Genomic DNA, 25,847 nt, shown 5'->3' on the forward strand with positions numbered 1-25,847 from the left:
GCTTGTGCCCCTTGTTTTAAAACGTCGTTCAGTGGATCTATTTCTGGTGATTTCAGTGGTGATACTTTATGATTTGCCATGTGGTGTTTCTCTTTGTTGACTATTGATTTGCGAGATCAATCAACAGATTAGCACCACATTCTTTTTCTCACCTCATACACCAGAAATCATCATAGCTCTTTTTATGCCGCTTCTCATGGGCAGCATTATCGGAATATTTTAAATGAAGCAGCACAACGGCTACCAATATTTGTGACAGAATGGGGAACTCAAACATACACTGGAGATGGCTTGAATGACTTTGATAGTGCTCGTGCTTATATACAATTAATGAATCTGCACAAAATCAGCTGGATCAACTGGAATTATTCCGATGATTTCCGCAGCGGTGCAGTGTGGCAGCCTGGCACCTGCTTACAGAATTCAGACTGGGGGGAGATGCAACTCAAACAAGCCGGTTACTGGATAAAAAATCAAATAAAAATTACGAAAAGAAACCGCTTGTAATCAAGCACGCATTCACAATTAGCGTGACCTTAAATCTTGTTTGAAAGTATTCATCACTAATCAGGTCGCGCTTTAACAACTCCCCATCAAACCAGAGATAAACAAAAAATGCAAAAGCAAGGATCCAGGGAAAAGGCAGCTCTGGCGGCCACAAAAACGCAACCCATAAAATCAAAGCCCAAATGTTACTAAATAAAAGCAGATCTTTTGGTATTTTATCTTTGCATGAAACAGCAACTCCCCAAAAAGTTCCTGCCATAAAGGAACCTATCACCAAGCCATATATTTCAATCACTTGGCGTATAGAACCCAAAATTGGGTAAGCTTTATACCCCATAAGAAATAAAAGGGTGCACCCAATAAACGGTAATGTTCCCAAAAAAGCATAGTATTGATATGTCTTCACATGATGAAACATGGAACACCTAGCACGCATTTAGCCTTCATTAAGCATAAGAGAGAAATTTTCTTTAGATGAAATTTTAAACGAAAAATTTATAATATCTGGGTGATTCAAGACAGTCACATTTAAGAACGAACAATCACCACCCCTCGATTGGAGGTGGTTGAATACTGATATTAAAAAACGGGCCTTGAGGTGCAGCCCGTTTTTGTAATGAGAGATGAAAGAGACGATTAATCTAGAGTGCTCTTTCTCACTTCTGATGATTTCAACTTATCGAAGAACTCAGGGTGCTCTTGTTCGTTGAACCAACGTATCACAGAACCGTCAGCAGCAATTGCAATGACATCACCATCAACTGTATCCAAACGCAGGAACTTTTCTTGATGACGAATGTTAGGGTATGTGCTTCGTGGGTTTTTAAACCAGTTGTTGAGTGTTCCATCTTCCATCAGCGCAATAATCATATCTCTGCCGATTGCGATATCCTTCACATTTTCAACTTTTAAGATTTTTTCAAATGCTTCTCTTTGCTCAGCATCATTGATACGTCTACCAAGCTCAATATACTCATCGTTATCATAAACTGTGATAAGCTGATCACCACTATAAATGACTCTTTCAATAGTGGAACTTCCGTCAGAAAAATGGTTAATTGTAGAAGTATATCCCCACTGTGTTACGACTTCGTTATTGATAGTAACATAACCTTGGTTAGGAACTGTGTAGATTTTATCTACATTTTCGATTTCTGGATTTGCCACAAGAGGGAAAACTTGACGAATCACATATGGACCTAACGCGTCAGGGTTGGCTGGATTAAATCCACGTGCCTTAATAACATCTCTATTTCCCCAAAGCACGACTTTACGTTCTGAGGTAATTGCAGCAAAGGAATTCGTATGTGCAACAACATCAATAATATTAGCGCTGACTTCTGCCGGAGCCAAAGCACCACCCAAAAGAAGACCCCAAGTGAATACTTTGCCTTCTTCTGTTAAAGCTGCAAAAGCGTAATTTGTCGCATAAATCCCTTTAAAAGTTTCTGTTGCAAGCTGTTCAGGAGCTGCAACAGAAGTCAGTTCAGGAAACTCAACTGCATTTGGCTGGTACCAAGAGATGACGTGTTTGTCTTTTGTCAGAACAGCAACCGCATATTCTTTAATAATCACTTCTTGAATGTTGTCTTGAAGCTTTGGTAAGACGTCTGCAGGGATGCCAAGGTCTTTACCCCAAGTTACAACTGAGCCATCTGCTTTTACCGCTAGGATTGAATTGTCACCCGCATAAATTGCACTGAACTTTTCTTTCAAAAGCGCAGAATCAAAAGCCTTCACACCTTCTTCTAAAACCACTGCAGGGTCTTTTTCAAGCACTTCGTAAAGTAGCGTACCGTCTTGTCTGAGAACAAATACAGCTTCTTCCTGACCTTTAAATGTCTGATATCCATCAAACGTGATCGGCTGATATTCAACAGAAGCTGTTTCGCTCTTTTGCGACCCATCTGCTTTTGCTAAATATGCATCCAGCTTAACACGTAGACCAAGGTCTTCTTCAACCAACGTGTAAGATTGCTCAGTGACAGTTTTGTCAGCGACATTCTCGCCATTGACTTCAATGGTATCACCAAAAATACCATTGTTATTTGCATCAACTGTCCATGTATATACAGTTTCAAAGTCTGTACAATCTTTGCACTCAGAAATCGCTTTCACTGTTGAACCAACAGATAAGTTACCGATTTTTTCCAGTGATGTAAGAACTGCTTTTTGTTTAGTCGCTGTTTGTTTAACACCTTGTTGATTCGAATTGTTATCACTGCCTCCGCACGCGGTCAAAGCAAGTGTTACAAATGAAAAAACTGCTGTTTTTGGGAAAAACTTTTTCATAAATCTCTTTTAACTACCTAAGTCTCATTTGGGAATGTTCGATAAACAATAAATTGGATTCATTTAAAATCCGAAGGACAACAATTCTAAAGTATTAGTTTTGAGGTGCAATAGATTTTTGGAAAAAAGTGGTCTTTTTTTATTCAAATTGACCCAGGAAACACTTTTTAAACTCACAAACAACACCCCAAAACAAATTTAAAACAACTGAATAACTTTTTATTAAAATAAATAGCAAGTTACTGACTAATAAGATTTTTTTGGAAATTAAGATGAATTAGAGATTATTAGATAGCGTATAATGCGTCTCTAGTTTATTCAAAAACCCATGAGTGACAGGATGTTACACTGTCAGAATAAAAAACGATGTTACAAAAGTATCATTTTGTAACTATTCACTGAAACGATTTTTTAGCACTAAAGAACTGAATTTTAAATATAGCGAATGCGCTCATTCTTTCCCCTATAATGAAACACACCTTTTGAAATTTTGATTAAAAATAGCTCAGACACATGACTTAAACGCTTTCTTGATTTAGTCTAAATCACTGCATACCAACTATTCAACAGCTGTTGATGTTGATAAAGTCTTTTAGAAGGAAGACAACATGTATCAAGATCAAAAGAGGTTATCTAACCCCAAACTCGCTGAAACCTATATTGCAACATTATTCATCAAACTCTATGAGTCTTGGCCTCAATGCTTAAACCCTACAGCAGAAGAAGTCACCGGGATCCAATATGATATTGATAATGCGTTCTGGAAAGATGCTGGGAGCACGACACCGATTGAATGGGAGATTTTTTGCGATTTAATGGCTTGGCTTTGCCAAAAAGATTATATCCAAATGGATAAATGCCTAGGCAGTAATACCTACCAATTTAACAACGTTCGATTGACCAAAGAATCGAAAAAGATTGTAGAAAATACGTTCAGCTTGAAAAGGTGCGATCTGCAACCGATAGGCTGTCATGAAAAGTCTCAATTACATGTTTTAGAAAAAGAAAAACCGATTCTCTATCAAACATTAATCTCTGGTTAAAGAGAAAAGCAGAGCAATATTGCTGCTCTGCTTCGTCTTTTGGATTGATGAGACGAAACAACGAGACTCATTGTTTCTAGTTTGTTCGCGCGCTTTATTTTTCCTGATTCTTAAAATTACGTTCAAGGAATTCTTCTTGTTCCCATAAAACATGCAGCATTGATTCTTTCGCATAATACCCATGAGCCTCGTAAGGGAGCATCACCAAACGTGCATCACCACCTAATCCTTTCATCGCAGCAAACATGCGTTCACTCTGCATCGGGTAAGTCCCACTATTACTATCCTCTTTTCCATGAATAATAAGCATTGGCTCATTAATTTTCTCTGCATGGAAAAATGGAGACATCGCAGCATAAATCGCCTGCCCTTCCCAGAAACTACGCTCCTCTCCTTGGAAACCAAATGGCGTTAATGTCCGGTTATAAGCACCACTTCGCGCGATTCCAGCAATAAACAGGTCGGTATGCGCTAACAAGTTCGCGACCATAAATGCACCATAAGAATGCCCTGCGATAGCAATTCGTTTTGGATCTGCAACACCTTTTTTCACTAGCACATCTACCGCTGCTTTCGCACTACTGATAAGCTGCTCTCTAAATGTATCGTTTGGTAATTGTTCACCTGCACCCACAATTGGCATTTGGGGGTCATCAAAAACAGCATAGCCTTTTGCAAGATATGGTAGCGGTCCCCAGTAACTGACGTAATTAAATGCATACTTAGACTCTCTCACTTGCCCTGCAACTGATTTATCCTTAAATTCCAATGGGTAAGCCCACATCAATACTGGAATACGATCACCTTTTTTGTAACCTGCTGGTAAATATAACGTCCCCGTTAAATCAACCCCATCGTCTCTTTTATATGAAATAAGCTCCTTGGATACACCTTTGAATGCAGGAGATGGATGAGCAAAATGAGAAACCTGTGACAAACTGTTTTTCTTCAAATCACGAATAAAGAAGTTCGGTTGTTCTTGTTTCGACTCACGCAGGGTTACAACGCGATTCGCTTGTTTATCTAATACTGCAACAACGCGCTCATAATACGGTGCTTCAGACTGCCATAGCGTTGTCTTTTTTTGTTGATCAAAGTTATAGCGATTCAAGAACGGGATATTTCCTTTTGGCGAAGCACCTTCTCCAGCGAATAGAACATTTTGCTCCTCATCCAACATCATCACAGGTTTTCCGAATTCATTCCGAGTCATCTGAACATGTCCTGGATCCTTATAGGCGTCGTTAATACTGCGGGACTGAAACAACACATCCGACTTTGCTGTTTGACTGAAGTTAATTTTCCAACTTCTGGTTTGACGATCAGAAAAACGCCATTCATCCGCTAATGCTACTTGGCTATTTCCCCAAGTAAACCCAGCAAAACGCCATTCAAATTGACGCAGTAATGTTGGTTTTGTTTGGAAAGGAGCATGCCATTGATATGCAATATCATGGAACGGAACATCTTTTGACATATCCCCCCCATCCTGCGCTTCAACCCAAACTAAAGTAGCAGGCAGGTCATGACGCCATTCCACGCTTCTGCGACCAAGACGAACGGAGTCAAAACCTTGTGGTATATTTTCTGCCAATGCTAGATCAGCAACTTCCGTAATCTGCTTGCCATTAAAGTCAATCACACGTGTTTCTTTTGGAAAACGATGATAGGGTACCAGATATGAAAACGGCTTTTTGATAGATGAAGTGAGAACATACTTCCCGTCTGGTGAAACCTCAACAGCACTAAAAAGGCCTGGCTGTGTCAAATAAGTCAAGTTGCCAGCAAGCGATAATTTCGCCAAGCGACTTGTCGTTAGATATTCAAATACGGCTTCTTCATAAGGAGAACTCAATAAATTTTGATAAGTCCGGTTCGGTGCTTTTTCTCCTGTCGTGACCTGAATAATTGGCTGAATTGCAGCAGCTTTCTTGATTGGATAGTTTTTTGGCTTACTTGCAGCAATATTTACAACGAGTCCCTTGGCGTTTGGCAACCAGACGTATGGCTTTCGCATCAAAATACCATTTAAAGGCTGCTTACTCAGCTGACGAACTTGCTTGGAAAGTACATCATAAATCCATAAAGTACTTTTTGAATCTTCGTAAAATACAAATGCAAGGAACTGTGAATCAGCGGACCAGGAGACATGAAGTATCTTTCCTTCAGGTAACCCCTGGACTTCAATGTCCTGATTCGTCTTCAAATCTTTGAGAGATAGCTGATGGAAGGCTATTGGGATCTTACGGCTAAAGCGCTTCGGATCGATTTTCAGTCCAGCTAATTTCAATTCTTCTCTCGTCAAATCTTGAAGAGGAACAAGTCGATTATATTGGGCAAATGCGATCCACCGTTTATCAGGTGAGATCATAGCGTAGGGTCTTGCTGGCGCTTCTGCAAGCTGTGAAATTTGTTCCGATGGTGTTTGGTAATCCATTGCATTCACCTTAAATAAAAATAAGATTATTGTGCTGATAAAAAGCACACGAAGATATCCTGACATCATCCTTCCTTCAATTATTAAACAACAGAGCAACGTAATATACTACCAACCTAAAAGAAAGTAACATGCGATAAAAACACACTTTGAGTAGATATTCACCCAATTGGTGCATTCCAACTCACTAGAACTTATGATTTTCACATCAAATAAAAACTTTTAATTTACATAATTTTCATTTCTATCTAGACTCCCTGCCGATGTTTCTTATTGAGTGACAAAGCATGCTTGATATGTCATCAAACCATCTCCAAAACAAGACATATTGTGATAATAAAAATAACAGGTAAAAACCATGTCCTTCACAACAAAAGTATCACTCTGCATAACCGCAATCGCTTCTGCACTATCGATTCAAACAGCCCATGCGGGTGGTATGTCGCTGCAACAGGCAGAGCAAACAGCTGTTTCCTTCTTTACACAAAATCAGTTCGTCAACCCGGCTCTGATGCAAGGTTTCGTCACACATCGGATTGTGAAAACAGACGAAACAGGGGAGCCGGTATTTTATATTTTTGAAATGGGTCCGAATGGATTTGTTGTTGTATCAGCCCTTGAAGCTGAGGATCCAATCTTAGGCTACTCAACCCAGTCTCAAGGACAAATTGAAATGGATGAAGGGAATGTTGCTTTCCACCGATGGATGGATGACTATGCACAGCAACTTCGAGATGCACAGCATCGCAGAGATATTGTTGGCTATCGAGATATACCCGTCTCTATGTCCGGCGTTGCGGCCTCTGAAAACTCGACCTATAACCGCACTATTGCGCCAATGGTCACAACACAATGGTCACAACACAATGGTCACAAAATGGATTCTATGATGATGCGACACCAAATCAACAACTGACGGGATGTGTTGCTACTGCGCTAGCACAATTTTTACGATACCATGCATATCCTGAGCAAGGTGTCGGTCAAAATACTTATCAATATCCTGATCAAGACCAAATCACGGTGGACTACGCCAACGCACAGTACCAATGGCATCAAATGCCTGATCAGCTCACACAATCGAATCAGCAAGTGGCTCAATTGATGTATCACGCCGGAACAGCAGTCAATACAAAGTATGGTAGCCAAGTCTCTCTCGCCCCAATGCGCTATCTACCAAATGCGTTAGAGAAGCACTTTGACTATGTGACCAATGGCTTTGAATATGTTCGCGATTACTTACCAGAGCAATGGCAAAACCTGATTTTGGATGAACTCAAACAGAATCGTATTGTTCTTCTCACAGGGCACAGTGCAGATCAACGAATTGGCCATGCCTGGGTTGTCGATGGTTATGATGGTCAAGGTTACTATCATATGAACTGGGGTTGGGGTGGCCGAATGAATGGTTATTTCAGGCTGACTGAGCCAAACCCAAGACCTGACTATAACTTTAATCAGCAAATGGCCATGGTCCGTGGTGCACCAGCACAGGATTTGCAGCATATTCCTTTTTGCCAAGGCAACCAGTACTTCACTCAAGATCAAGGCCAAATCACAGACGGCAGCCAAAACTGGAACTACCGCGTCAATAGCCAATGTAAGTTTGTGATCCAGCCACAATCAGGTGCACAACAGATCACCTTAGACTTCACAGAGTTCAATACTGAACATGGCTATGATTTTGTCACTGTTTATGATGGCAATACACAAATTGGTCAGTGGAGCGGCTCAAGCCTGCCACAAAGCGTCACAGCAACGAGCGGACAAATGACGATCCAATTTGAAACAGATGAAGTTGTAACCAAAGGCGGCTTTCAAGCCCAGTATTACGTGAGATAAAGCCTCTCTCTTCAAATTCCAGCCAAAGCGCAATGTCGATTCCTCCTGGCTTGCGCTTTTTACTGTCTTCATTTCATCAAAAAACAACGACCACTCTCCACTAAGAATTTGTTAGTATGGGTGGATATTAATGATTTTTTACTGCAAAATTGATCTAATGAAGCAATATTCTCAATTTATTTTCGTATTATTCGTTGTCGTACTTATGCCTGCGGTCAGTCATGCTGATGAAAAACACCTCTTTGTACTTATTCAAGAGCGCTTGAGTTATATGGAAGATGTTGCGGTTTACAAAGCACAACACGACTTACCTATTGAGGATAAAAAGCGGGAAGCCATTGTTTTGGAAAAGACAACGAATGCAGCAACTGAAGTCGGACTGTCACCTGAAAAAACAATTGCTTTTTTTAAAGCACAGATCGCACTCGCAAAGGCAATTCAGTACCGCCTCAGAGCTGATATGCTCTCTGATAACACCCCAAGAGAAGCCCGTGATTTAAAAACAATCATTCGCCCTAAGTTGATTCAGCTGGGGAAGCAAATCACTATCGGTATTGCTAATCACCTCAAAGCACATGGTCAATTTTCTCAAAAAGATGAAAAAGAATTTTATCGTATCATTGACGTTAGATATATCACAGAGAAGGAAAAAACATTGCTTTTTCATGCATTAAAAAAGATAGAACTATCGAAGAACTAAACGAAACCGCTCAGTCAATATGAGGACTTTACCTTCCATTGACTGAGTACAAGTAAGCAGTTTTTTCATCTTTATTTATCGATTTTCTTTCCAGAAACAACTTCTCCAAGTTTAAACACTTTAAATTCGCCGGGTTGCATTGTCTCCCATGCTTCATTGGTCGTTAAAGGCTTTGTTGCGATCACTGTCACGATATCATTTGGTGTTGTTTCTTTCTTGAAGTCGATGATCCAATCGGTGTCCGCCAGCCTAGCTTCCCCAAATGGGGCCCTTCTTGTGATCCAGGATAGATGATTCGAACAATATGCGATCAAATGCTCTCCATCACTCATGAGCATATTAAAAACCCCAAACTGTCGAAGCTGATCTGCAAGCTTGGCAATATAATTAAATACCACCAGCATATTTTTTGGTTTTTCCGGGTAACGTTGGCTTACCTGATCCAAAATCCAACAAAACGCCAGTTCACTATCTGTGTTCCCGACAGGTGAAAAACGTTTTGTTTTTAATTGACTGGTGTAACCAGATAATTGACCATTATGCGCATAAGTAAAATTTTTACCCCAAAGTTCGCGGCTAAATGGGTGTGTATTTTCAAGACACACACGCCCTCGATTTGCTTGACGAATATGACTGATCACCGCACAGCTTTTGATTGGGTAATCTCGAACAAGGTTCGCGACCGTTGATTCGCAACTCGGTTTTGAGTCTTTAAAAGTCCGGCAGCCCTTCCCTTCATAGAAAGTGATCCCCCATCCATCTCGATGAGGCCCTGTATTTCCACCTCTTTCTAAGAGACCAGCAAACGAAAAGCAAATGTCCGTCGGCACATTGGCCGACATCCCAAGTAACTCACACAAAAGAAAAACCTTCTTGATTACGTCTTATAACAATTATGATTGATTGCATCACAGCGACGACGACTTTGCAAAGAATAAATTATCTTCTCGAGAACCATTAGATAAGCTCAAGCGTCAACTCAACAATCGACTTAAAGTCTCTCAACTGCAAGCTCCGCTTGTGTTACCTTTATGTTGCACATACTCAAGACATGTATGCATTTTAAAGCCAACCCTATGTGAGATTTAACAGATGTTTCTGACTATCGCTTGTTTGCTGGCATTCTGCTGATATTTCTGGTTCGGTTGTGATTCACCAAAGGTAAAAGTCGGTCCAACAAGGAGAGGGCTTGATTAAAATCATGCTAGCATGGGTTGAGCAATTGCCCCAACTTCATCAGGATCCAGTACAGGAAAGTGATTTTCTGAAAATAAAAAGTGTATTTATAGAAGAAGAACTCATGTCACTAACAATGGCAATCATAGCCATTAATAGCTGGAATCGAATTGGTGTCGGCTTTATTGCTCCACCCCAACAATAACAAGTGAGAGGTTTATTCCTCACCTATCTGAAAAAGGGTTCTTGAAGCCACTTCATCAATTCATGTGCGCTTTCTTGAAAGGCCTGTTTTTTCTTTCAACAAGATAATCGCATTCCCACAGTCTCTGTCATCCCTTTGGTAAACCTGATACTCTGTTGAAGTAGATGAATGTCTAAATAGAAGAGTCGTTATGATCAAACAATCTGGCTTCGGTTACTTTGCATCCGGGCTATCACTTGTCACACAAAAAGGCATTAAGCGTTTTGTTCTCATTCCGTTAGCCGTCAATTTTTTGCTTTTTTCCGTCGCTTTTTACTACTTGCTGTCAGAGTTGGCTTTATGGAGAGATACAGCTCTTTCCTACCTGCCTGACTGGCTCACATGGCTTGAGTTTATTTTTTGGCCACTTGCAGTAATCGTGATTATTGTTGGATTCAGTTTTATTTTTAGTGCTGCTGCAAACTGGATCGCAGCACCTTTTAATGGTCTACTCGCAGAAAAAGTTGAACAGCACCTAACAGGTCATACACCGACAGGTACTTTGATGGATACCATGAAAGATGTACCCAGAATGATCGGCCGTGAGTGGAAAAAACTAACTTATTATTTGCCGCGGATGATCCTGTTTTTGATTTTATTGTTTTCCTTACCTGTCGCTGGACAAATCCTCTGGGTTTTGTTTTCAGCTTGGATGATGTCAGTGCAATATTGTGATTATCCTTTTGATAATCATAAAGTCGGATTTCGAGATATGCTGCATGAGCTGAAACAAAAAAAGGGCTTATCCTTTAGCTTTGGGATCACTGTCATGCTCGCTTCCAGTATTCCTGTCGTCAATTTATTTGTCATGCCAGTTGCGATTTGTGGTGCAACGAACCTTTGGGTCTGCGAATATCGCCAAAAATTCATATCTTAAGAGGGAAACTCATGCGCTGCATCCTACTTGCTTTTCTTTGTCTGTTTTCTGGAGTCGTTTTGGCGTCACAACAAAGCTACCAGCAAGAGATCATCGATTGGCAATCAAAGCGTCAGAAGAGTATTAAAAACCCAAAAGGCTGGCTAAGTCTGACAGGATTATTCTGGCTTCATGAAGGTGTCAATAGTTTTGGCAGCGCAGGTGATAACGAAATCCAACTCCCAAAAGGAAGAGACTATGCTGGGAATATTATTCTCAAAAAGAATGGCATCATTGAAGCGCATATTTTGCCAGGCTCAGAGATCACTGTAGATGGCAAAGTGGTCTCAAAAGTAGCCCTATTGACCGATCAGGAACAAAATACAAGTCATATACAATCCGGATCTGTGGATTTTTATCTCATTCAACGAGGCGAAAAAATTGCTGCACGAGTTAAGGACTTCAACCGTGTGGCAACGCTCGATTTGGAGCCACTTTCATTCTATCCTATCAACATCAACTGGAAGATAAAAGCAACATACCACCCCTACCCAAAAGGAACACAAGTCCACATTCCAACTGTCATCGATACAACGTTCACACCTGAACATGTAGGAAAAATTACTTTTCAAGTGCATGGGAAACAATATTCTCTTGATGCGATTGATGATGGTAAGTATTTATTTGTGATCTTTAAAGATAAAACAAGCCAAACAAAGTCTTATGGAGCTGGCCGCTTCTTATATGCACCAAAGCCCAGCGCAAAAGACACAACATTTTGGTTGGACTTCAACAAAGCGTACAACCCGCCTTGTGCGTTTTCATCCTATGCGACTTGCCCTTTACCTCCACCACAAAACCAGTTGGAATTGGCTATTCATGCAGGAGAGCAACGTTATCAGCATTATGACTAGGTCACACAACAAATGGTAATCATTTTCTTGAGTGAAACCAAGTAGACCCTCGTTCAGGTCGTTTGAAGGTCTACAGGGAACTGACTGATAGTCTTAAGCGATAAATCTTTCGAAAAGATCCATTGCATTCGCTATGATATCTAAAACAAATAACACGACACTCAGTCCGATGACAATGCATCCAAACCTTTTCATGGCACTCGATGCCTCCATGATTTGAGCTCCCCAGTTGTTCTCATGTTCATCTCCTTTTTTGAGCATTAAATAGATATTCAGAACACTACTCACTATCGGGATCAACATGATCACTGCATTCCAGCCGGAACGTCCAATATCATGAAATCTTCGGATATACAGACCAAAACAAAGCGCAAGGAATATAATCACGACCAATACCATCATGACAATCGCAGCGATTGTACCAGCGGCATTAAAATCCCACGTGTATGGGTCCAAACCGAGATAGAAAACGAATGGAGCCAACGACATCATACCAATAACGATATACAATAAGCCAAAGACAGCATATCGGAATTGATCCAAGCGCCCACTGAAGCTTATAAATTTTGGATCAACCGCTTCTTGTCCAGAAACAGCATTCAATTGAGACTGTGGAGATTGATAAAAGTTATTTGCGTTTTCCATCTTATAACGACTCACTACTAGATAAATATTTGAACGAAAATCATTCTATTTTTAACAAAGACATGTTTGTATTACATCAAAAAAGCGTGTGATTCTATCACTAAAGGATCACAAGAACACACATAATCTTGACAGGATTACTCACCACAATCACCGAGAAAAAAGATTTAGTCAGTGAGTAATATCCGCTTGTATTTCGGAAGTGTTTTAATGACAAGCGAATATGAATTATCCATGAGACGCTCCAGCTCACCATAAGGGACCGTTCCATCAAAATAGACAGAAATCCAATGGCGTTTATTCATATGATAAGCAGGGGTAATTGCAGGAAAAATATCACGAAGGGCGTGTGCTTCATCAGGATCACATTTTAGATTCATCATCATCTTGTTATCCCGCCAGCTAATCAGCGCAAACATTTTCTCATGCACTTTAAACACATGCACATCATCCCCAAAGGGAAAATTTTCTGCACTTTTTGGTTTTTTAAGCAAATACGCTCTCAGAGTTTCAAAATCCATGACGCTTTTCCTTCCTCACGATGTTGCACAGTCCTGATTATGCGAAAGAATCAGTTCGCGTCAACTGGATCTATTTCTATTTATTTGAATATGTTATGGTGAGCAGATAGGAATTTTTTACTATAAGGGAAATCAATCATGATGGAAATGAAGACTTCTAGGATGGAAAAGTTACTGGTTATTTCGTTTTTAATGCTTCTTTTCACCGGGCTCAACGCCTTTATCGCAATTTCAATCGTAACATATAGTATTCGGCCAATAACTGGCATCCTCACACTGACAGGCTTCAATACATTTTGCTTTTTGGTGGGGTTGCAGTTTAAAAGGATGATCAAACAATCCGGATTTTAATGATGTAAACCTCTCTTCTCAATACCAAAATCGAGAAGAGAGGTGGATCATGAATTACGCAGCTTTACTCTTGCGCGTACGTGGTGATGGCTTTTGTACGAGTCCTTCCAACTCACCAGGTTTGTAATTATCCACACTAATTGCTTCAAAGCGAAGTGCATCTGCTTCTCGCAGTTGCTTTACTTCATCCGCAGAAAGAATGTTTTCCTTCTCAGCAAGTTCAATCGCTTCTAAGACAGGGATCTTCCGCGGAATAATTCCCTCTTTTTGTGCTTGCATGACTTTCTTGTAGATAACGTCCCCTTCGATCATAGCGAGGAATGCTCGCTCCATGATACCAGCTGGATCATCATCTTTTTCACCAACAAATGCCAAGTGAGTCAAACGATCTCGCATCACACCCGGTTTACTCATTGCTTCACAAATTTTGAAAACCCACTTATCTTGTGGCGCTTTGTAGTGAATACCAAGTGGGAAGATCAATGTCTTCAGCAGACGTGCAACAACACGATTTGGGAAGTTATGGAAGAATCCTTCAAACGCTTTGCCAATCTCACTCAAACTATGCTCAATTGAGTAGTGAACAAATGGTAGATCTGACAGTTGGCGTCCTTCATCTTCGTAACGCTTGAGAACACTCGATGCAATATAAAGGTGGCTCAATACATCACCCAAACGGGCAGAAATCATTTCTTTACGTTTTAAGTCTCCACCGAGAATCAACATAGAGAAATCAGCACAAAGTGCTAAAGCACGACTCATGCGTGTCAGTTGCTTATAGTGTGCAGCCGTTTCTCCGGAAACAGGTGTACTGTTAAAGTAGCCAAAAGTAAGTCCTTGGAAGAGTGATGAGAATGTATTCCCAACCGCAAACAGAACATGTTTCGATAACAAATCATCAAAAGCATTTAATCCTGCTTCGAAATCCGGATTTGACGCTGCTTCCATTTCGCCGAGCACATAAGGATGGCAACGCGTTGCACCTTGACCAAATATCATTAGATTCCGTGTCAGAATGTTCGCACCTTCAACGGTAATCGATACTGGAATCCCCATATAACCATGCGCAAGGTAGTTTTTCGGGCCACATTGAACGGCACGACCTGCATGGATATCCATGGCATCATCCATCACTTGACGACTCATTTCTGTCATATGATATTTTGCAATTGCAGTGATCACTGAAGGGCTTAGGTTCATATCGATGGCACCAGCCGTGAGAACCCGCATCGACTCTAAGGTATATGTAAATCCACCGATTCGACCCAACGCTTCCTGTACCCCTTCAAATTTACCAATTGGCATACCAAATTGACGACGAACGTAAGCATATGCACCTGTCATACGTGTCGCCATATGACCCGTCGCTGTTGAAAGTGCAGGCAATGAAATACCGCGACCGGCAGAAAGACACTCAACCAGCATCCGCCAACCACGTCCAGCATATGCTGGGCCACCAATGATCCAGTCCAATGGAATAAAGACATCTTCACCAGATGTTGTTCCATTCATAAATGCCATATTCATCGGGAAGTGACGATCACCAATATTGACGCCTGGGTGGTCCGAGGGGATCAAAGCACATGTGATACCGATATCTTTTTGATCACCGAGAAGACCATCTGGATCGTACATCTTAAAAGCAAGACCAAGTACTGTAGAAACTGGCGCAAGTGTGATGTATCTCTTATCCCACGTCAGGCGAAGACCAATCACTTCTTCACCATTCCACTGACCCTTACAGACAATCCCTTTATCAGGAATGCCACCTGCATCCGAGCCAGCTTCCGGGCCTGTCAAAGCGAAACATGGGACATCGGTTCCATTCGCTAATGTGGGTAACCAGCGATCTTTTTGCTCTTGTGTACCATAATGCATCAGCAACTCACCTGGTCCCAATGAGTTTGGCACCATCACAGTAACTGCAACAGACAAGCTCTTCGTTGCAATTCTAGATACAATGGTGGAGTTTGCATAAGCTGAAAACTGTCTTCCACCGTACTCCTTCGGAATGATTAACGCAAAAAAACCTTCTTTCTTCAAAAAGTCCCAGACTTCTTTTGGTAAATCACGTTGCTCCTGAACGATCTTGTAATCGTCAATCATATTAAGGAGCGTTTCTAATTCATTATTGATAAAATTCTGCTCATCCTTTGACAATTTCGCTTGTGGAACACTGTGTAATTTATTCCAATCAGGGTTCCCCCGAAATAAATCACCATCCCACCAAATATCACCTGCTTCCATTGCTTCTCTTTCTGTTGCAGACAATGGGGGCAGTATTTTCTTGAAGATTTTAAACACGGGCTTTGTAACGAAGTTACGGCGAATATCTTTAACGCCAAGAACAATCGCCACCCCGATGCATAGAAGTATCAGTAGTGTGGACATAGGTGACCTTCCTTCTCTTGCTAATTTTTAAAACCGACTACAGGTGCTGATACACCCGCAGCAATATACGGAATTACATGGTTGACCAAACCTTGCAACGAAACTGCCTCATCAAAGTCAGTTTCAGCAATTTCTATCAATGCATCACTGGATGCCATCGTAAATACGAACGTGCCCAAAGTGAAATGCAACCGCCAGAAAATTTCGCTGTCGGGCAGATCCGGTTGTGTTCGCTTGACAAGCTGAACCAGTTTTTCCAGTACTTCGCCATAGTGAGTTGCAAAGTACCAACGTAAGTGGCCCTGACTGTCCGTATAACCGCGACCTAACAATTGCAAAAACACCGTCGCACCTTTGGGTCTTACTTCATCAAGAGCCAGTAAAGGCTCTACAAAAGAAGTAAATACATCATGTAGCTTCACTGAAGCTGTATTCATCAGCGCATCAAAAGACTCGTTTAAGCGATGCATAAAAACTTGCAGGTATCTTTCCAGAACCGATTGGATCAATTCCTTTTTTGAGCCAAAGTGATAATTCACCGAAGCGAGATTCACGCCAGCTCTCCCTGTAATTTGCCGTAACGAAGTATCCTTAAAGCCACTTTCAGCGAACAATTCTTCAGCAGCATCGAGGATCATTAACTTTGTCGGCTGTGTGCGTTTCATGAATAAAACAGTCATATTAAACAGGTGTTTAAAATCTACGTTTAAACCCTTGCGCTGTCAAGTCCTCCGATCACTAATAACAATAGCTGCAAACGCGCTTTTTATCCTTAATTAAGGAATACTTTTTCATTAGAATTAACCAAAAATAAAGCTATCAAAACGAAGAAGGGTAATGTGTGTTCATTTATCTCAAGAAATCAGAGATTCTTCGATTGTCCATAGGCAAAAGCCATGAACTTGTTATAATCCAATGCTAAGAAAATGGTTTAGCTTTTCAGTCACCATGCAACTATCTGAAAACTAATAACATTTACTTTCAACACAAACATAAAATGAATGGAAGTAATCATGAAAAAGCAACCAACTCCATTATCGTTTGCCACGCTGTTTATTGCGTCAACATTAAGCCTGCATGTATCTGCCACTGAGAAAAAGCTGACTCAGACAGAAGCAAATAAATTCTTAACTCAAACCGCTATAGAATTGGAAAAACTCGGCTACGAGTCCAGCCGAGCAGAATGGATTTACGCGAATTTCATTACTGAGGATACTGCCTCGCTTGCCGCTGATATTGGTCAGAAGTATACAGATGCAATTGTTCGAATGGCGACTGAGGCAGCCAAATATGACAGTGTGAAGCTCGATGAAGTGACACGTAGAAAACTCGATATGCTCAAGCTTAAACTTGTCATGCCAGCCCCTCAAAATGCAAAAAAATCTGCGCAACTCGCAAAAGTTAGTGCTGACTTATCTTCTTTATATGGAAAAGGTAAATACTGCCCAGATGATAAAACCTGTTATAGCCTTCGTGACATGGAGCAAATCATGGCCACAAAACGAGACTACGACACACTTCTTGATGTCTGGAAAGGATGGCGCCAAGTGTCTGTCCCCATGCGACCATTATTTGAAGAACAGACCCAATTAGTGAACGAAGGCTCGAAGGAACTAGGTTATGCCGATACAGGTGAAATGTGGCGTTCGAAGTATGATATGCCTGCAAATGAGTTTGCAAAAGAGCTTGATCGGCTATGGGGCCAGGTCAAACCGCTTTATAACTCACTCCACTGCCACGTTCGAGCAAAACTTGGAGAAAAGTACGGTACAGACAAGGTCCCTCAGGACAAACCTATTCCTGCACACCTTCTTGGAAATATGTGGGCACAAAGCTGGGGCAATATCTATGACTTGGCTGCGCCAGAAAACGCAGACCCTGGGTATGATGTCACCAACCTGCTCGAAAAGCATCAATACGATCATACCAAGATGGTGAAAGGGGCTGAGAAGTTCTTTACCTCTCTTTCTTTTGAGCCACTCCCCAAAACGTTCTGGACACGTTCATTATTCTTAAAACCGAAAGATCGTGAAGTACAATGCCATGCTTCTGCATGGAACATCGATTCGAAAGATGATTTACGCATTAAGATGTGTATTCAACGCACAGGTGAAGAGTTTTCTGTCATTCACCATGAGCTCGGCCACAACTTCTATCAGCGTGCATATAACCAGCAACCTGTTTACTTTCAAGAAAGTGCAAACGATGGATTCCATGAAGCGATCGGCGATACCATCGCTCTATCTGTCACACCTGGCTATTTAAAAGAAATTGGTCTGTTGGATAAGGTCCCTGATGAGTCAAAAGATATTGGGCTACTCATGCAGCAAGCGATGGAGAAGATTGCTTTTGTTCCGTTTGGCTTACTTGTCGACCAGTGGCGCTGGAAAGTTTATAGCGGTGAGATCAAACCGAAAGAGTACAACAAAGCTTGGTGGGAGCTACGCAAAAATTACCAAGGCGTCATGCCACCAGTTGCTCGGGATGAAAATCAATTCGATCCAGGCGCAAAGTATCATGTCCCTGGTGGTGTTCCTTATACTCGTTATTTCTTAGCACATATTCTACAATTCCAGTTCCATCGTGAGCTTTGTAAGATTGCAGGAAATCAAGATCCAATTCATCGCTGCTCCATTTATAACAGTAAAAAAGCAGGAAAGGTCTTGAAAGAAATGTTAGAAATGGGTTCCAGTCGACCTTGGCAAGAAGCCTTGGAAAAAGTCACAGGCTCAAAGGAAATGGATGCAACAGCAATCATGGACTATTTTGCGCCATTAAAGTCATACTTGGATAAACAAAACAAAGGCCGCAGTTGTGGCTGGTAATCTACGCGATTGAAAGAAAGGTAGCCCCTTTCTTTCAACACCTCGCGAATGACGAACTGTCACAAAATTGTCATAATTAGTTGAAAATCGTTCCTAAATCGTTCATTTTCATGATAGAACTTCATCATTTTGTACGAACTTGATGTTAATTCCCAACATTTGCTTCGATTTGTCCTGTTCAATCGTTATAATATTGATTGAACGACGATTTAGTAAAAGAATGAGAAATGAGAAGAATCACCTCTTTATTTTATGTTATTTGTGTCGCACTGTTGGCATCTGGTTGCACATTAACTGGTGGCGCAACAAAGACAACTGCTGTGGCGACTGATAATAAATTGAAGGAGAAACAAAAAGTCGCATATAAAACCTCAATCTTAACGGTTGCCGTTCCCCTACCGCTTGAGAAAGTCACAGAGCTTTTTCATCGCGCCATGACAGAAAAATCCAAAGATCACTATCTATTCAACAGCAAGGCTTATGAAACAGGTGAGTTCGATGAGTTTACGCGTCGCTTAAAACTCAACGGCGAAACAACTGTGGTTGCACAAAATAACCAGATTGAAGCGACACTCCCAGTCTCATTTTCTATGAATGCAAAGTGGCAATCCTGTCAACAACACCTGACGAGAATCAGTTGCTTTGATAAAGAAAATAACTTTCAGGATAACTTCAACTTCATCGTGATCATTCGCCCTTTATTTAATGCTGACTTTGGCCTTCAAGGTGGTCTCGGATTATCCTACAAACTTTCAAGAGATAATCATTTCAAATTTGGTCCATCAAAACTCGATCTGAAAAAAGAAGTCCATAAAATTCTGCGTGTTCGTCTTGGCAATTTTGAAGCAAAACTGAACTCCTATGTGTTTAAAAAACTAAACGGAAAACAAAATGTCGAGGAAACCTGGAAGAAGCTCCATCAAACCATCGCAACTCAAAATGATCAACGTATCGCTTTTTTCCCATCAGAACTACATTCGGCAAGAATTTATACGCACAATAATAAGGCCTTTTTACGCGCAGCAATCCATGTTGATGCGATACTGACACATGAAGATAACCTCAAGGATAAAGCTCCAATTCAGACCCCTGAATTAATCCGTCAGCCAAGAATTGATGATTTTACTTTAAATATCTCGAAAGAACTTCAATACGAAACACTTGAGAATCAACTGCTACTTGCCCTAGAGAAGCAAACTTATCAGACAAAAAGTAAAGCATTAGCCAGCATCAAAGATGTCTCTATTTTTACAACTGAAGAAAAACAGCTAAGAGTCAGGATCCAAATGGGTCAATCTGGTTTTGGTGGGTTATTAAGTCAGTCTGACACACTCACTTTTGCAGCGGTACCAAGTATTGATAAACATGTCTCACAACTGACTTTCAAAGAAATCCAACTCGCAATTGCAAATGAACAAATGCAACTCACCGCAAACAGTTTCAAACAACTGATGAAAGATATTAATCAGCAGTTAGCAATCGATTTAAAACCTTTTTTAAAACAAACCGAAAAAGAAGTGTCTCAACTTTCTTCCTCCAAAATACAAATTGCAGGCGGTAAATTACAAAGCAATATTGGAGAGTTAAACTTAAAGAAAGCTTACCTACAGCCAGAAGGAATTGAGTTGCTTTTTGTTGGCAAAGGCCGTGTCATGCTTCGAATTGATTAGCTTTAATGAAAGTCCAATCAAGGCTTGTATTTGTATTCACAAAAAGGGATGCTGGAGCACAAATACAAGCATTAAAGCTTAAAATATCCCTGTCAAAACGATCAACAATCTCACTTTAAACAATTTTTTCTAATTTTTCTTTTATAATTAAAACTTTTTTTCATGCTTAGTTACTAACTTTAGTTGTTAATCGCTTAAAAATAATTATTTATAGCTATATTTTGTTGCATTGATAAGGAGTTATCAAGATGACTATAGGCCTGCAGAATATCAAAACGATTTAAGTCGATTCGAATTAAACTTAAATGAATAGGTGTCGTATGATCCAAAACCTCCCAAAAAGTATTTTTTCCACATTGGTGATATTCACGCTCGCTGCTTGTGGTGGAAATAACAATTCAAACCAAGTTCCAAATCAAGCTCAAGATCCTGAAATAATTAAACCCCCGGAAACGAATTCAAAACAGAATCCAGTTCTCAGTAGCCTTACAAAAGAGGGTAAGCTTGCAATTGGATCCACACTTACAGCAAAATCAACTTGCGAAGACTGTGTTGGTTTTAATACCGTCTATAAATGGACTGTCGATAGAAATGATAACGCAAAATTTGGTGACATGATTGAAGTTAATGGTCAAAAAGTCTCGGATACAGTTGTTGTAGCAGAGCAGTACCCAATCTCAGAAGATGATTTTGGTCACCAAATTCGATTAGAGGCATATTTGATTAATCGTGATAGCAGCCAAAAAACGAAAACAGAGTTTGTCAATTACCAACCTGTTTTTGTGAAAGAGCTGTCTACAGTTGGCTTTGGTAGAAGTTACGCGATTAAAACAGATGGGACATTATTGTCCTGGGGAGAATTTTCTTCAGCGTCTAAAGACCAACCACATGATAATGTGAAGAAAGTAGTAAAATCTTCCTCTTATCATATTGCTCTAAACCTTGATCATACATTGACGATTTGGAGTGACAGAGGACGCCCTACAGAAAAGCTTAAACAGCAGCTACCAACAGACGTCAAAGATGTATTTGCTAACTTAGGGGCATTTGCTGTGATCAAAAATGATGACACTATCGTTGTTTTTGGGGATGAGGAATTTGGTGGGCAATTCGATCAAGATGTTGACAGTGCACTATTCTCTGGTGTCAAAAAGCTTGTTCATAACAATGGTGCTTTTCTAGCCCTCACAAAAAACAATTCTGCTATTGTTTGGGGAAGCAATGACTATGGCGCAGATGACTCCAAAGTGCGTCGGTTGATTGCCTCAGGTAACACAAAAGATGTTTATGCCTCAGGTAATGCATTTGCAGCTCTATTGAATGATGACACGGCTGTGATCTGGGGGAAAGTCAATGACGGCGCAACTGAGCCTGAGGTTAAACTTATACCAAACGTTAAGTCTCTTTATTTAGGATATTGGGGAGCTGTCGTGCTTACAAAAACTGGTGATATTGAAGCATGGGGAATCGAAGAGAACTCCATCGCTGAGAACTTTCAACTCAATGATCGACCATCTGATATCACAGAACTATTTAATCAAGGAAATCTGAACTTCGCTTCTAAGTCAGATGGTACTCTATATCAATGGCAAACAAAAATTGATAAGGATGGAAGAATTGTACCACTTGGACGAGTTATCCCTGGACTCTTTGCTGAAAAAGTAGTTGCTATGAATTCCTACTCTGTATCAATCAATAGTGATGGCGAAGTTTCTTTTATTGATAGGACCTTTGCGGCTCCAGTTATTGAAGATATTCAATCAGCTGTTGTGAAAGGCATCCAGATGAATGATGATTATGTTATCATCATTCAAAAGGATGGTTCTCTATTTCAATGGTTTTCAAACAGCAGTGATTTGACTCCCCTTCAAGATACATCATCAAATTTCTTAAAATTTGTTGGTCCGCAAGTTGCACAGTTAAAAGATGGCTCTCTTGTATCTTGGAAAAGAGTTGGTGGCTCATCAATCTCCGCAGTTGAAGATCAGCTACAAGCTACTGAAATGACAACCAGCTCATTAGATTAAAGAAAATCTAATTGCTTGCATTACTATCGCAATTGGCCGGAATGACTTCCGGCCAACTCGAACAAGCTTCGTCTATTGATTACCGATATTTGCTCAGAATCTTATCAAAGTCACCTGAAGATTTGACTTTATCCACCCCACCCTGTAGCTTCGAAACGATATCTCCAGGCACATCTTTACTGAGGCTATAGAATAGCTTTGCTTCTTTCAACACATGGACCACTTCAAAGTCAGCTGTATTAATTCCGTTGGCTTTCATGATAAATGCAGCAACATTTTCTTCATAAGCCCACAAGTCAACACGCCCGGATTGCAACTTTTTAGCGACGGCTTCTGGCTTAGGAGAAAGCTTGATATTTCCCTCAGGAACACCTGCTGCTTTGACCAGTTGTTCACCGACATCATCACGAATTGCACCGATTTTGTAAGACTTCAAATCAGCAGCACTGCCAATTTTAATACCTTTTGCTTTGGGCGCCCAAACCACAATTCTCGTGTCGGTAATCGGTCCTACCCATTGGAATTTACTTTCTCGTTCTTCTGTTCTAGAAGTTGAGAACAAAGCAGTCATTTTGCCACTCAGTGCTTGGCGATATCCACGCGCCCATGGTTGAAGCTTTATATCACTATTTTTTACTGGATGGCCTGCTGCTTTTGTTGCAGCCTCCAACAATTCAACGGCAATCCCTTTGAGTTTACCTTCTTCTTTAAAGTTATAGGGAGGGTATGTTTCTGTAATGTACTCAAGCTTTGTCAGGTCTGCTGCAAATACTTGAAGTGAAAAGATTAACGCAACGAAAGAAAGTAGTTTTTTCATTTTAAAGTGCTCTATCTAAACGTGTCTTTCAAAACTAGACCTTGCGACGTGTATTTTCAAGGCAGGAACAGCTGCTACATCCATTATGTAGCAGCCTTGGATATATTTTTTGAAGAATTTTCCCCTTCAAAAATTTAATGTGGCAATTACAGGATAGTGATCGGATAAATCTCTGGTCATGCCATTATGAGAAATCGCCTGGTAACACAATGAAAAATCACGATCGATCGATGACCAATACCATGTGTCTTCAGATTTAAGTGGTATCACATTCATCTCAGCCGGTGACTTCGGTTGAAGATGATCTTCACGTACAAGAATATAATCCAGCGTATCGTTGTAGCACATGTCATAGCCATTTTTCTGGTTACCTGCTCGTGCCAGCCAATTTCTTTCTGGATAGGACGCGGCATCATCTTTAAAGTGGTATTGAATCGTTGTTTGACTAATATGCAACATCTCTAAGTATTCATCGACTTTTTTCGACTCAACATTAAAATCACCCGCAAGAATCAGCGGTTCACTTTTTGGAATACCAAAGCTGTTCAACCACATTTTCATTTCATAAAGCTGTTCCATTCTGATCCGGTGCTCTTGCCTGGAGTCGTCATCATGTGTTGCCTGTAAATGAGTTGCAACAATATGATAAGGCTGCCCATTCTTCACCACCTCAACGTACGCGGCACCTTTATTGGAAAAGTAGTCCCATGACTGTCTATCGCTTCCGTGGAATATATACTGATGCATTGATGAGATTGGCCAGCGGCTCATGATCATTACACCGCCACGGATCACAAAAGGGCTGCTTGAACAAGCCCCACGTGAAGACTGCCACTCCACAGATCGACAGTTGTGCCCGACTACTGGGGTGATATATGGATAGATATCTTTTAATTGAGCCAGCTCTGCCATTGCCTCATCAGTAAAGACTTCACTCAAAGCAATCACATCAGGAAAAGGCTGAATCGTTCGAATTGCATCCGGGATACGCTGCATTCGCTGAGTTTGGTCCCAGTTTTGAAAGGGGAGTTGCATTATATTGTATGCCAAAATGGTGAGTTCATTTTTATTTTTTGCCCATGCAAAAGAATTCACAGCAAGGAGGAGGGTTAACCCAAATATAGTCGTTTTCATTCGTAATCCTTACATCTCAATTTTTTGACATGAAGGCCTGTATGGCCACTCTTGCGGACATATCCGAAAGATATCCATGCCTTCTTATTGTTAAAAAGAGAAATAGGACTTCACGCGATCTTCAAAATTGCATAATTCAATGGAACGCGAACTATTGATGTATTGGACCGTTCATCATGCACAACTTCAAATGCACCGTTCTTTTCCTCTCGTCTATCCAGTAACGAGCTTAAAAAAAGATCATGACGATTCATTGAAAATTAAATGAACAGTTAATGATGCACCGACTGTTTGGCAAGACCGATGCCACACCATCTTAGCGGGATAAAAAAAAAGAGTAAAGATTGATATGAATCAATCATTTACTCTCTTATTTGTTCTTTAAATGTGTTATGGCTTGTCGAGTAGACGTTTTGCTTCTTCTTTTAATTGTTCAGGGCCATTCTCTGCAACATCCTTGAGTATCTCCAACGCAGAGCCTTTGTCTTCAATTTCAAGGTAAGCACGTGCTAAATCCATCTTGGCAGAAAACCCTCCATCCTGAGTATCCACATCTACTCCAGAATCTACATCGATCAAATTATCAAAGTCTCCAAGTCCAACATCGATATCGACTTGATCGTATGGCTCCACCGGAGCCTCTGCTGCATCACTTTCGTCTATGAGCGTTTGGACATCAACAAAGTCTTCGTCTTCCTCAATTGAAGCCTCAGGGGTTAGATCTTCAACCACTGAGTCAGGATCTGTCTCTTCTAACGCGACCATATCTTCTAAGTCAGGAAGCGCATCATCAAGCCCTCCTTCGGTCGATTCTGCATGCTCATCAGGTAAGCTAGGTGCATCAGTATCGAGGTCTTTCAGTAAAGTATCAAAGTCTGTTGATTCAAGATCATCTATTGCCCCAAGAGAGTATTCGTCGTCTGATATCGAATCAACTGGCTCTGTTAATAATGCACCGACATCAAGATCCGCATCTAAATCATCCATACTGATTTCTAATGAGTCGAGATCATCTTCCTCTAGGCCATCTTCATCAATCAAGGGATCATCAGTAATGATTGGCTCAGGAGTGTCTGACATTTCCAACTCAGGGTAACTTTCTAACTCACGACTTGGGACAACTTGGCTTTCCATCGTACTTGGGTCTGCCATATCATCTTCTTCGGTTAGACTTAAGCCCTCTTCTTCTTCCTCAGCAATTTCTTCAACAAACTCTTTCGTCTCTGTTAACAAGGCAGTTTCTTCTGACACTGATTCTGAGGTCTCATCAACTTCGGGAGCCTCATCCATTTCAGACGTAGGTTCTAATTCAAGCTCAGTTGGCAATTCTGGCAAGTCATCCGACGCTGGCGTTGGCTCCTCCAGTGCCATTTCTGAAACTTCAGGTGCTTCGTCAACCTCAGGCACAGCTTCTAATTCAGATTCAGTCGGCAGCTCTGGCAAGTCATCCGACGC

22 protein-coding genes are annotated in these 25,847 nt (G+C 40.8%); 11 read left to right on the plus strand and 11 right to left on the minus strand.

Going from position 1 to position 25,847, the window contains the following annotated elements; translation table 11 throughout:
- Positions 1-138: 138 nt before the first annotated feature.
- Positions 139-507 carry a cellulase family glycosylhydrolase gene (locus C505_RS20915; RefSeq protein WP_157368674.1) on the plus strand — a complete coding sequence of 123 codons (369 nt, stop codon included), beginning with the start codon at positions 139-141 and terminating at the stop codon, positions 505-507.
- Here the strand turns inward: C505_RS20915 and C505_RS24915 are convergent.
- Together C505_RS24915 and C505_RS0100020 are read right to left on the minus strand one after the other, a co-directional pair.
- Positions 485-943 (minus strand): DUF3429 domain-containing protein, encoded by a 459-nt coding sequence (locus C505_RS24915; protein ID WP_083938165.1) that lies wholly within the window; start codon positions 941-943, stop codon positions 485-487. The two genes, C505_RS20915 and C505_RS24915, sit on opposite strands and share 23 nt — an antisense overlap.
- 200 nt (positions 944-1,143) lie before the next feature.
- Positions 1,144-2,799, minus strand: coding sequence for an RCC1 domain-containing protein (locus C505_RS0100020; protein WP_018690540.1), 1,656 nt, complete (start codon positions 2,797-2,799; stop codon positions 1,144-1,146).
- Positions 2,800-3,407: 608 nt separating this feature from the next.
- On the opposite strand from C505_RS0100020, the gene C505_RS0100025 reads away from it, so the two are divergent.
- Positions 3,408-3,842: a hypothetical protein gene (locus C505_RS0100025; RefSeq protein WP_018690541.1), complete on the plus strand. Its 435-nt coding sequence runs from the start codon at positions 3,408-3,410 to the stop codon at positions 3,840-3,842.
- A gap of 94 nt (positions 3,843-3,936) precedes the next feature.
- Here the strand turns inward: C505_RS0100025 and C505_RS0100030 are convergent, their stop codons facing one another.
- On the minus strand, positions 3,937-6,345 hold the full coding sequence (locus C505_RS0100030) for an alpha/beta hydrolase family protein (RefSeq protein ID WP_018690542.1): 2,409 nt from the start codon (positions 6,343-6,345) through the stop codon (positions 3,937-3,939).
- A 292-nt stretch (positions 6,346-6,637) separates the two neighbouring features.
- On the opposite strand from C505_RS0100030, the gene C505_RS0100035 reads away from it, so the two are divergent.
- The 3 genes from C505_RS0100035 to aroQ all read left to right on the plus strand — a co-directional run bounded on the left by C505_RS0100035 (position 6,638) and on the right by aroQ (position 8,821).
- Positions 6,638-7,195: a Spi family protease inhibitor gene (locus C505_RS0100035; protein WP_018690543.1), complete on the plus strand. Its 558-nt coding sequence runs from the start codon at positions 6,638-6,640 to the stop codon at positions 7,193-7,195.
- Positions 7,132-8,121: a C10 family peptidase gene (locus tag C505_RS0100040; RefSeq protein WP_083938167.1), complete on the plus strand. Its 990-nt coding sequence runs from the start codon at positions 7,132-7,134 to the stop codon at positions 8,119-8,121. Before C505_RS0100035 ends, C505_RS0100040 begins: the two co-directional genes overlap by 64 nt.
- Positions 8,122-8,251: 130 nt before the next feature.
- Positions 8,252-8,821 carry a gamma subclass chorismate mutase AroQ gene (gene aroQ, locus C505_RS0100045; protein WP_018690545.1) on the plus strand — a complete coding sequence of 190 codons (570 nt, stop codon included), beginning with the start codon at positions 8,252-8,254 and terminating at the stop codon, positions 8,819-8,821.
- 71 nt (positions 8,822-8,892) lie between these two features.
- On the opposite strand, the gene C505_RS0100050 is transcribed toward aroQ, so the two are convergent.
- Positions 8,893-9,681 (minus strand): class II glutamine amidotransferase, encoded by a 789-nt coding sequence (locus tag C505_RS0100050; protein ID WP_026317609.1) that lies wholly within the window; start codon positions 9,679-9,681, stop codon positions 8,893-8,895.
- Between the two features lie 329 nt (positions 9,682-10,010).
- Here C505_RS0100050 and C505_RS0100055 point away from each other — a divergent pair, with 329 nt between their 5' ends.
- From C505_RS0100055 to C505_RS20925, 3 genes are all read left to right on the plus strand, one after another.
- Positions 10,011-10,202, plus strand: a complete 192-nt coding sequence (locus C505_RS0100055; protein WP_157368676.1) for a carboxymuconolactone decarboxylase family protein — start codon at positions 10,011-10,013, stop codon at positions 10,200-10,202.
- 190 nt (positions 10,203-10,392) lie between these two features.
- On the plus strand, positions 10,393-11,118 hold the full coding sequence (cysZ, locus tag C505_RS0100060) for a sulfate transporter CysZ (protein ID WP_018690548.1): 726 nt from the start codon (positions 10,393-10,395) through the stop codon (positions 11,116-11,118).
- Positions 11,119-11,129: 11 nt separating this feature from the next.
- On the plus strand, positions 11,130-12,011 hold the full coding sequence (locus C505_RS20925; protein WP_018690549.1) for a DUF1684 domain-containing protein: 882 nt from the start codon (positions 11,130-11,132) through the stop codon (positions 12,009-12,011).
- Positions 12,012-12,104: 93 nt separating this feature from the next.
- Here the strand turns inward: C505_RS20925 and C505_RS0100070 are convergent, their stop codons facing one another.
- The 4 genes from C505_RS0100070 to C505_RS0100090 form a co-directional block, all read right to left on the minus strand.
- Positions 12,105-12,656 carry a DUF805 domain-containing protein gene (locus C505_RS0100070; protein ID WP_018690550.1) on the minus strand — a complete coding sequence of 184 codons (552 nt, stop codon included), beginning with the start codon at positions 12,654-12,656 and terminating at the stop codon, positions 12,105-12,107.
- A 167-nt stretch (positions 12,657-12,823) separates the two neighbouring features.
- Positions 12,824-13,177, minus strand: coding sequence for an MmcQ/YjbR family DNA-binding protein (locus C505_RS0100075; protein WP_018690551.1), 354 nt, complete (start codon positions 13,175-13,177; stop codon positions 12,824-12,826).
- Between the two features lie 405 nt (positions 13,178-13,582).
- Positions 13,583-15,919 (minus strand): acyl-CoA dehydrogenase, encoded by a 2,337-nt coding sequence (locus C505_RS0100085; RefSeq protein WP_018690553.1) that lies wholly within the window; start codon positions 15,917-15,919, stop codon positions 13,583-13,585.
- A gap of 20 nt (positions 15,920-15,939) precedes the next feature.
- Positions 15,940-16,584: a TetR/AcrR family transcriptional regulator gene (locus tag C505_RS0100090; protein WP_026317610.1), complete on the minus strand. Its 645-nt coding sequence runs from the start codon at positions 16,582-16,584 to the stop codon at positions 15,940-15,942.
- Between the two features lie 348 nt (positions 16,585-16,932).
- On the opposite strand from C505_RS0100090, the gene C505_RS0100095 reads away from it, so the two are divergent.
- The 3 genes from C505_RS0100095 (at position 16,933) to C505_RS0100105 (ending at position 22,441) form a co-directional block, all read left to right on the plus strand.
- The gene (locus C505_RS0100095; protein WP_018690555.1) at positions 16,933-18,744 is read left to right on the plus strand and encodes a M2 family metallopeptidase; all 1,812 of its coding nucleotides are present in this window, start codon (positions 16,933-16,935) and stop codon (positions 18,742-18,744) included.
- A gap of 227 nt (positions 18,745-18,971) precedes the next feature.
- On the plus strand, positions 18,972-20,414 hold the full coding sequence (locus tag C505_RS0100100) for a DUF4403 family protein (RefSeq protein ID WP_018690556.1): 1,443 nt from the start codon (positions 18,972-18,974) through the stop codon (positions 20,412-20,414).
- Between the two features lie 320 nt (positions 20,415-20,734).
- Entirely contained in the window at positions 20,735-22,441 is a 1,707-nt protein-coding gene (locus C505_RS0100105) for an RCC1 domain-containing protein (protein WP_018690557.1), read from the plus strand.
- Between the two features lie 79 nt (positions 22,442-22,520).
- Here C505_RS0100105 and C505_RS0100110 read toward each other — a convergent pair whose 3' ends face one another.
- The 3 genes from C505_RS0100110 to C505_RS0100125 form a co-directional block, all read right to left on the minus strand.
- A complete protein-coding gene (locus tag C505_RS0100110) occupies positions 22,521-23,258 on the minus strand; it encodes a substrate-binding periplasmic protein (protein ID WP_018690558.1) in 738 nt (245 codons plus the stop codon).
- A gap of 126 nt (positions 23,259-23,384) precedes the next feature.
- The gene (locus tag C505_RS0100115; RefSeq protein ID WP_018690559.1) at positions 23,385-24,392 is read right to left on the minus strand and encodes a sphingomyelin phosphodiesterase; all 1,008 of its coding nucleotides are present in this window, start codon (positions 24,390-24,392) and stop codon (positions 23,385-23,387) included.
- A gap of 390 nt (positions 24,393-24,782) precedes the next feature.
- Positions 24,783-25,847, minus strand: a 1,065-nt coding sequence (locus C505_RS0100125; RefSeq protein WP_026317611.1) for a FimV/HubP family polar landmark protein, incomplete at its 5' end; no start/stop codon positions are given.

Source organism: Algicola sagamiensis DSM 14643, from assembly GCF_000374485.1.
GTDB classification, from domain to species: Bacteria; Pseudomonadota; Gammaproteobacteria; order Enterobacterales; family Alteromonadaceae; genus Algicola; species Algicola sagamiensis.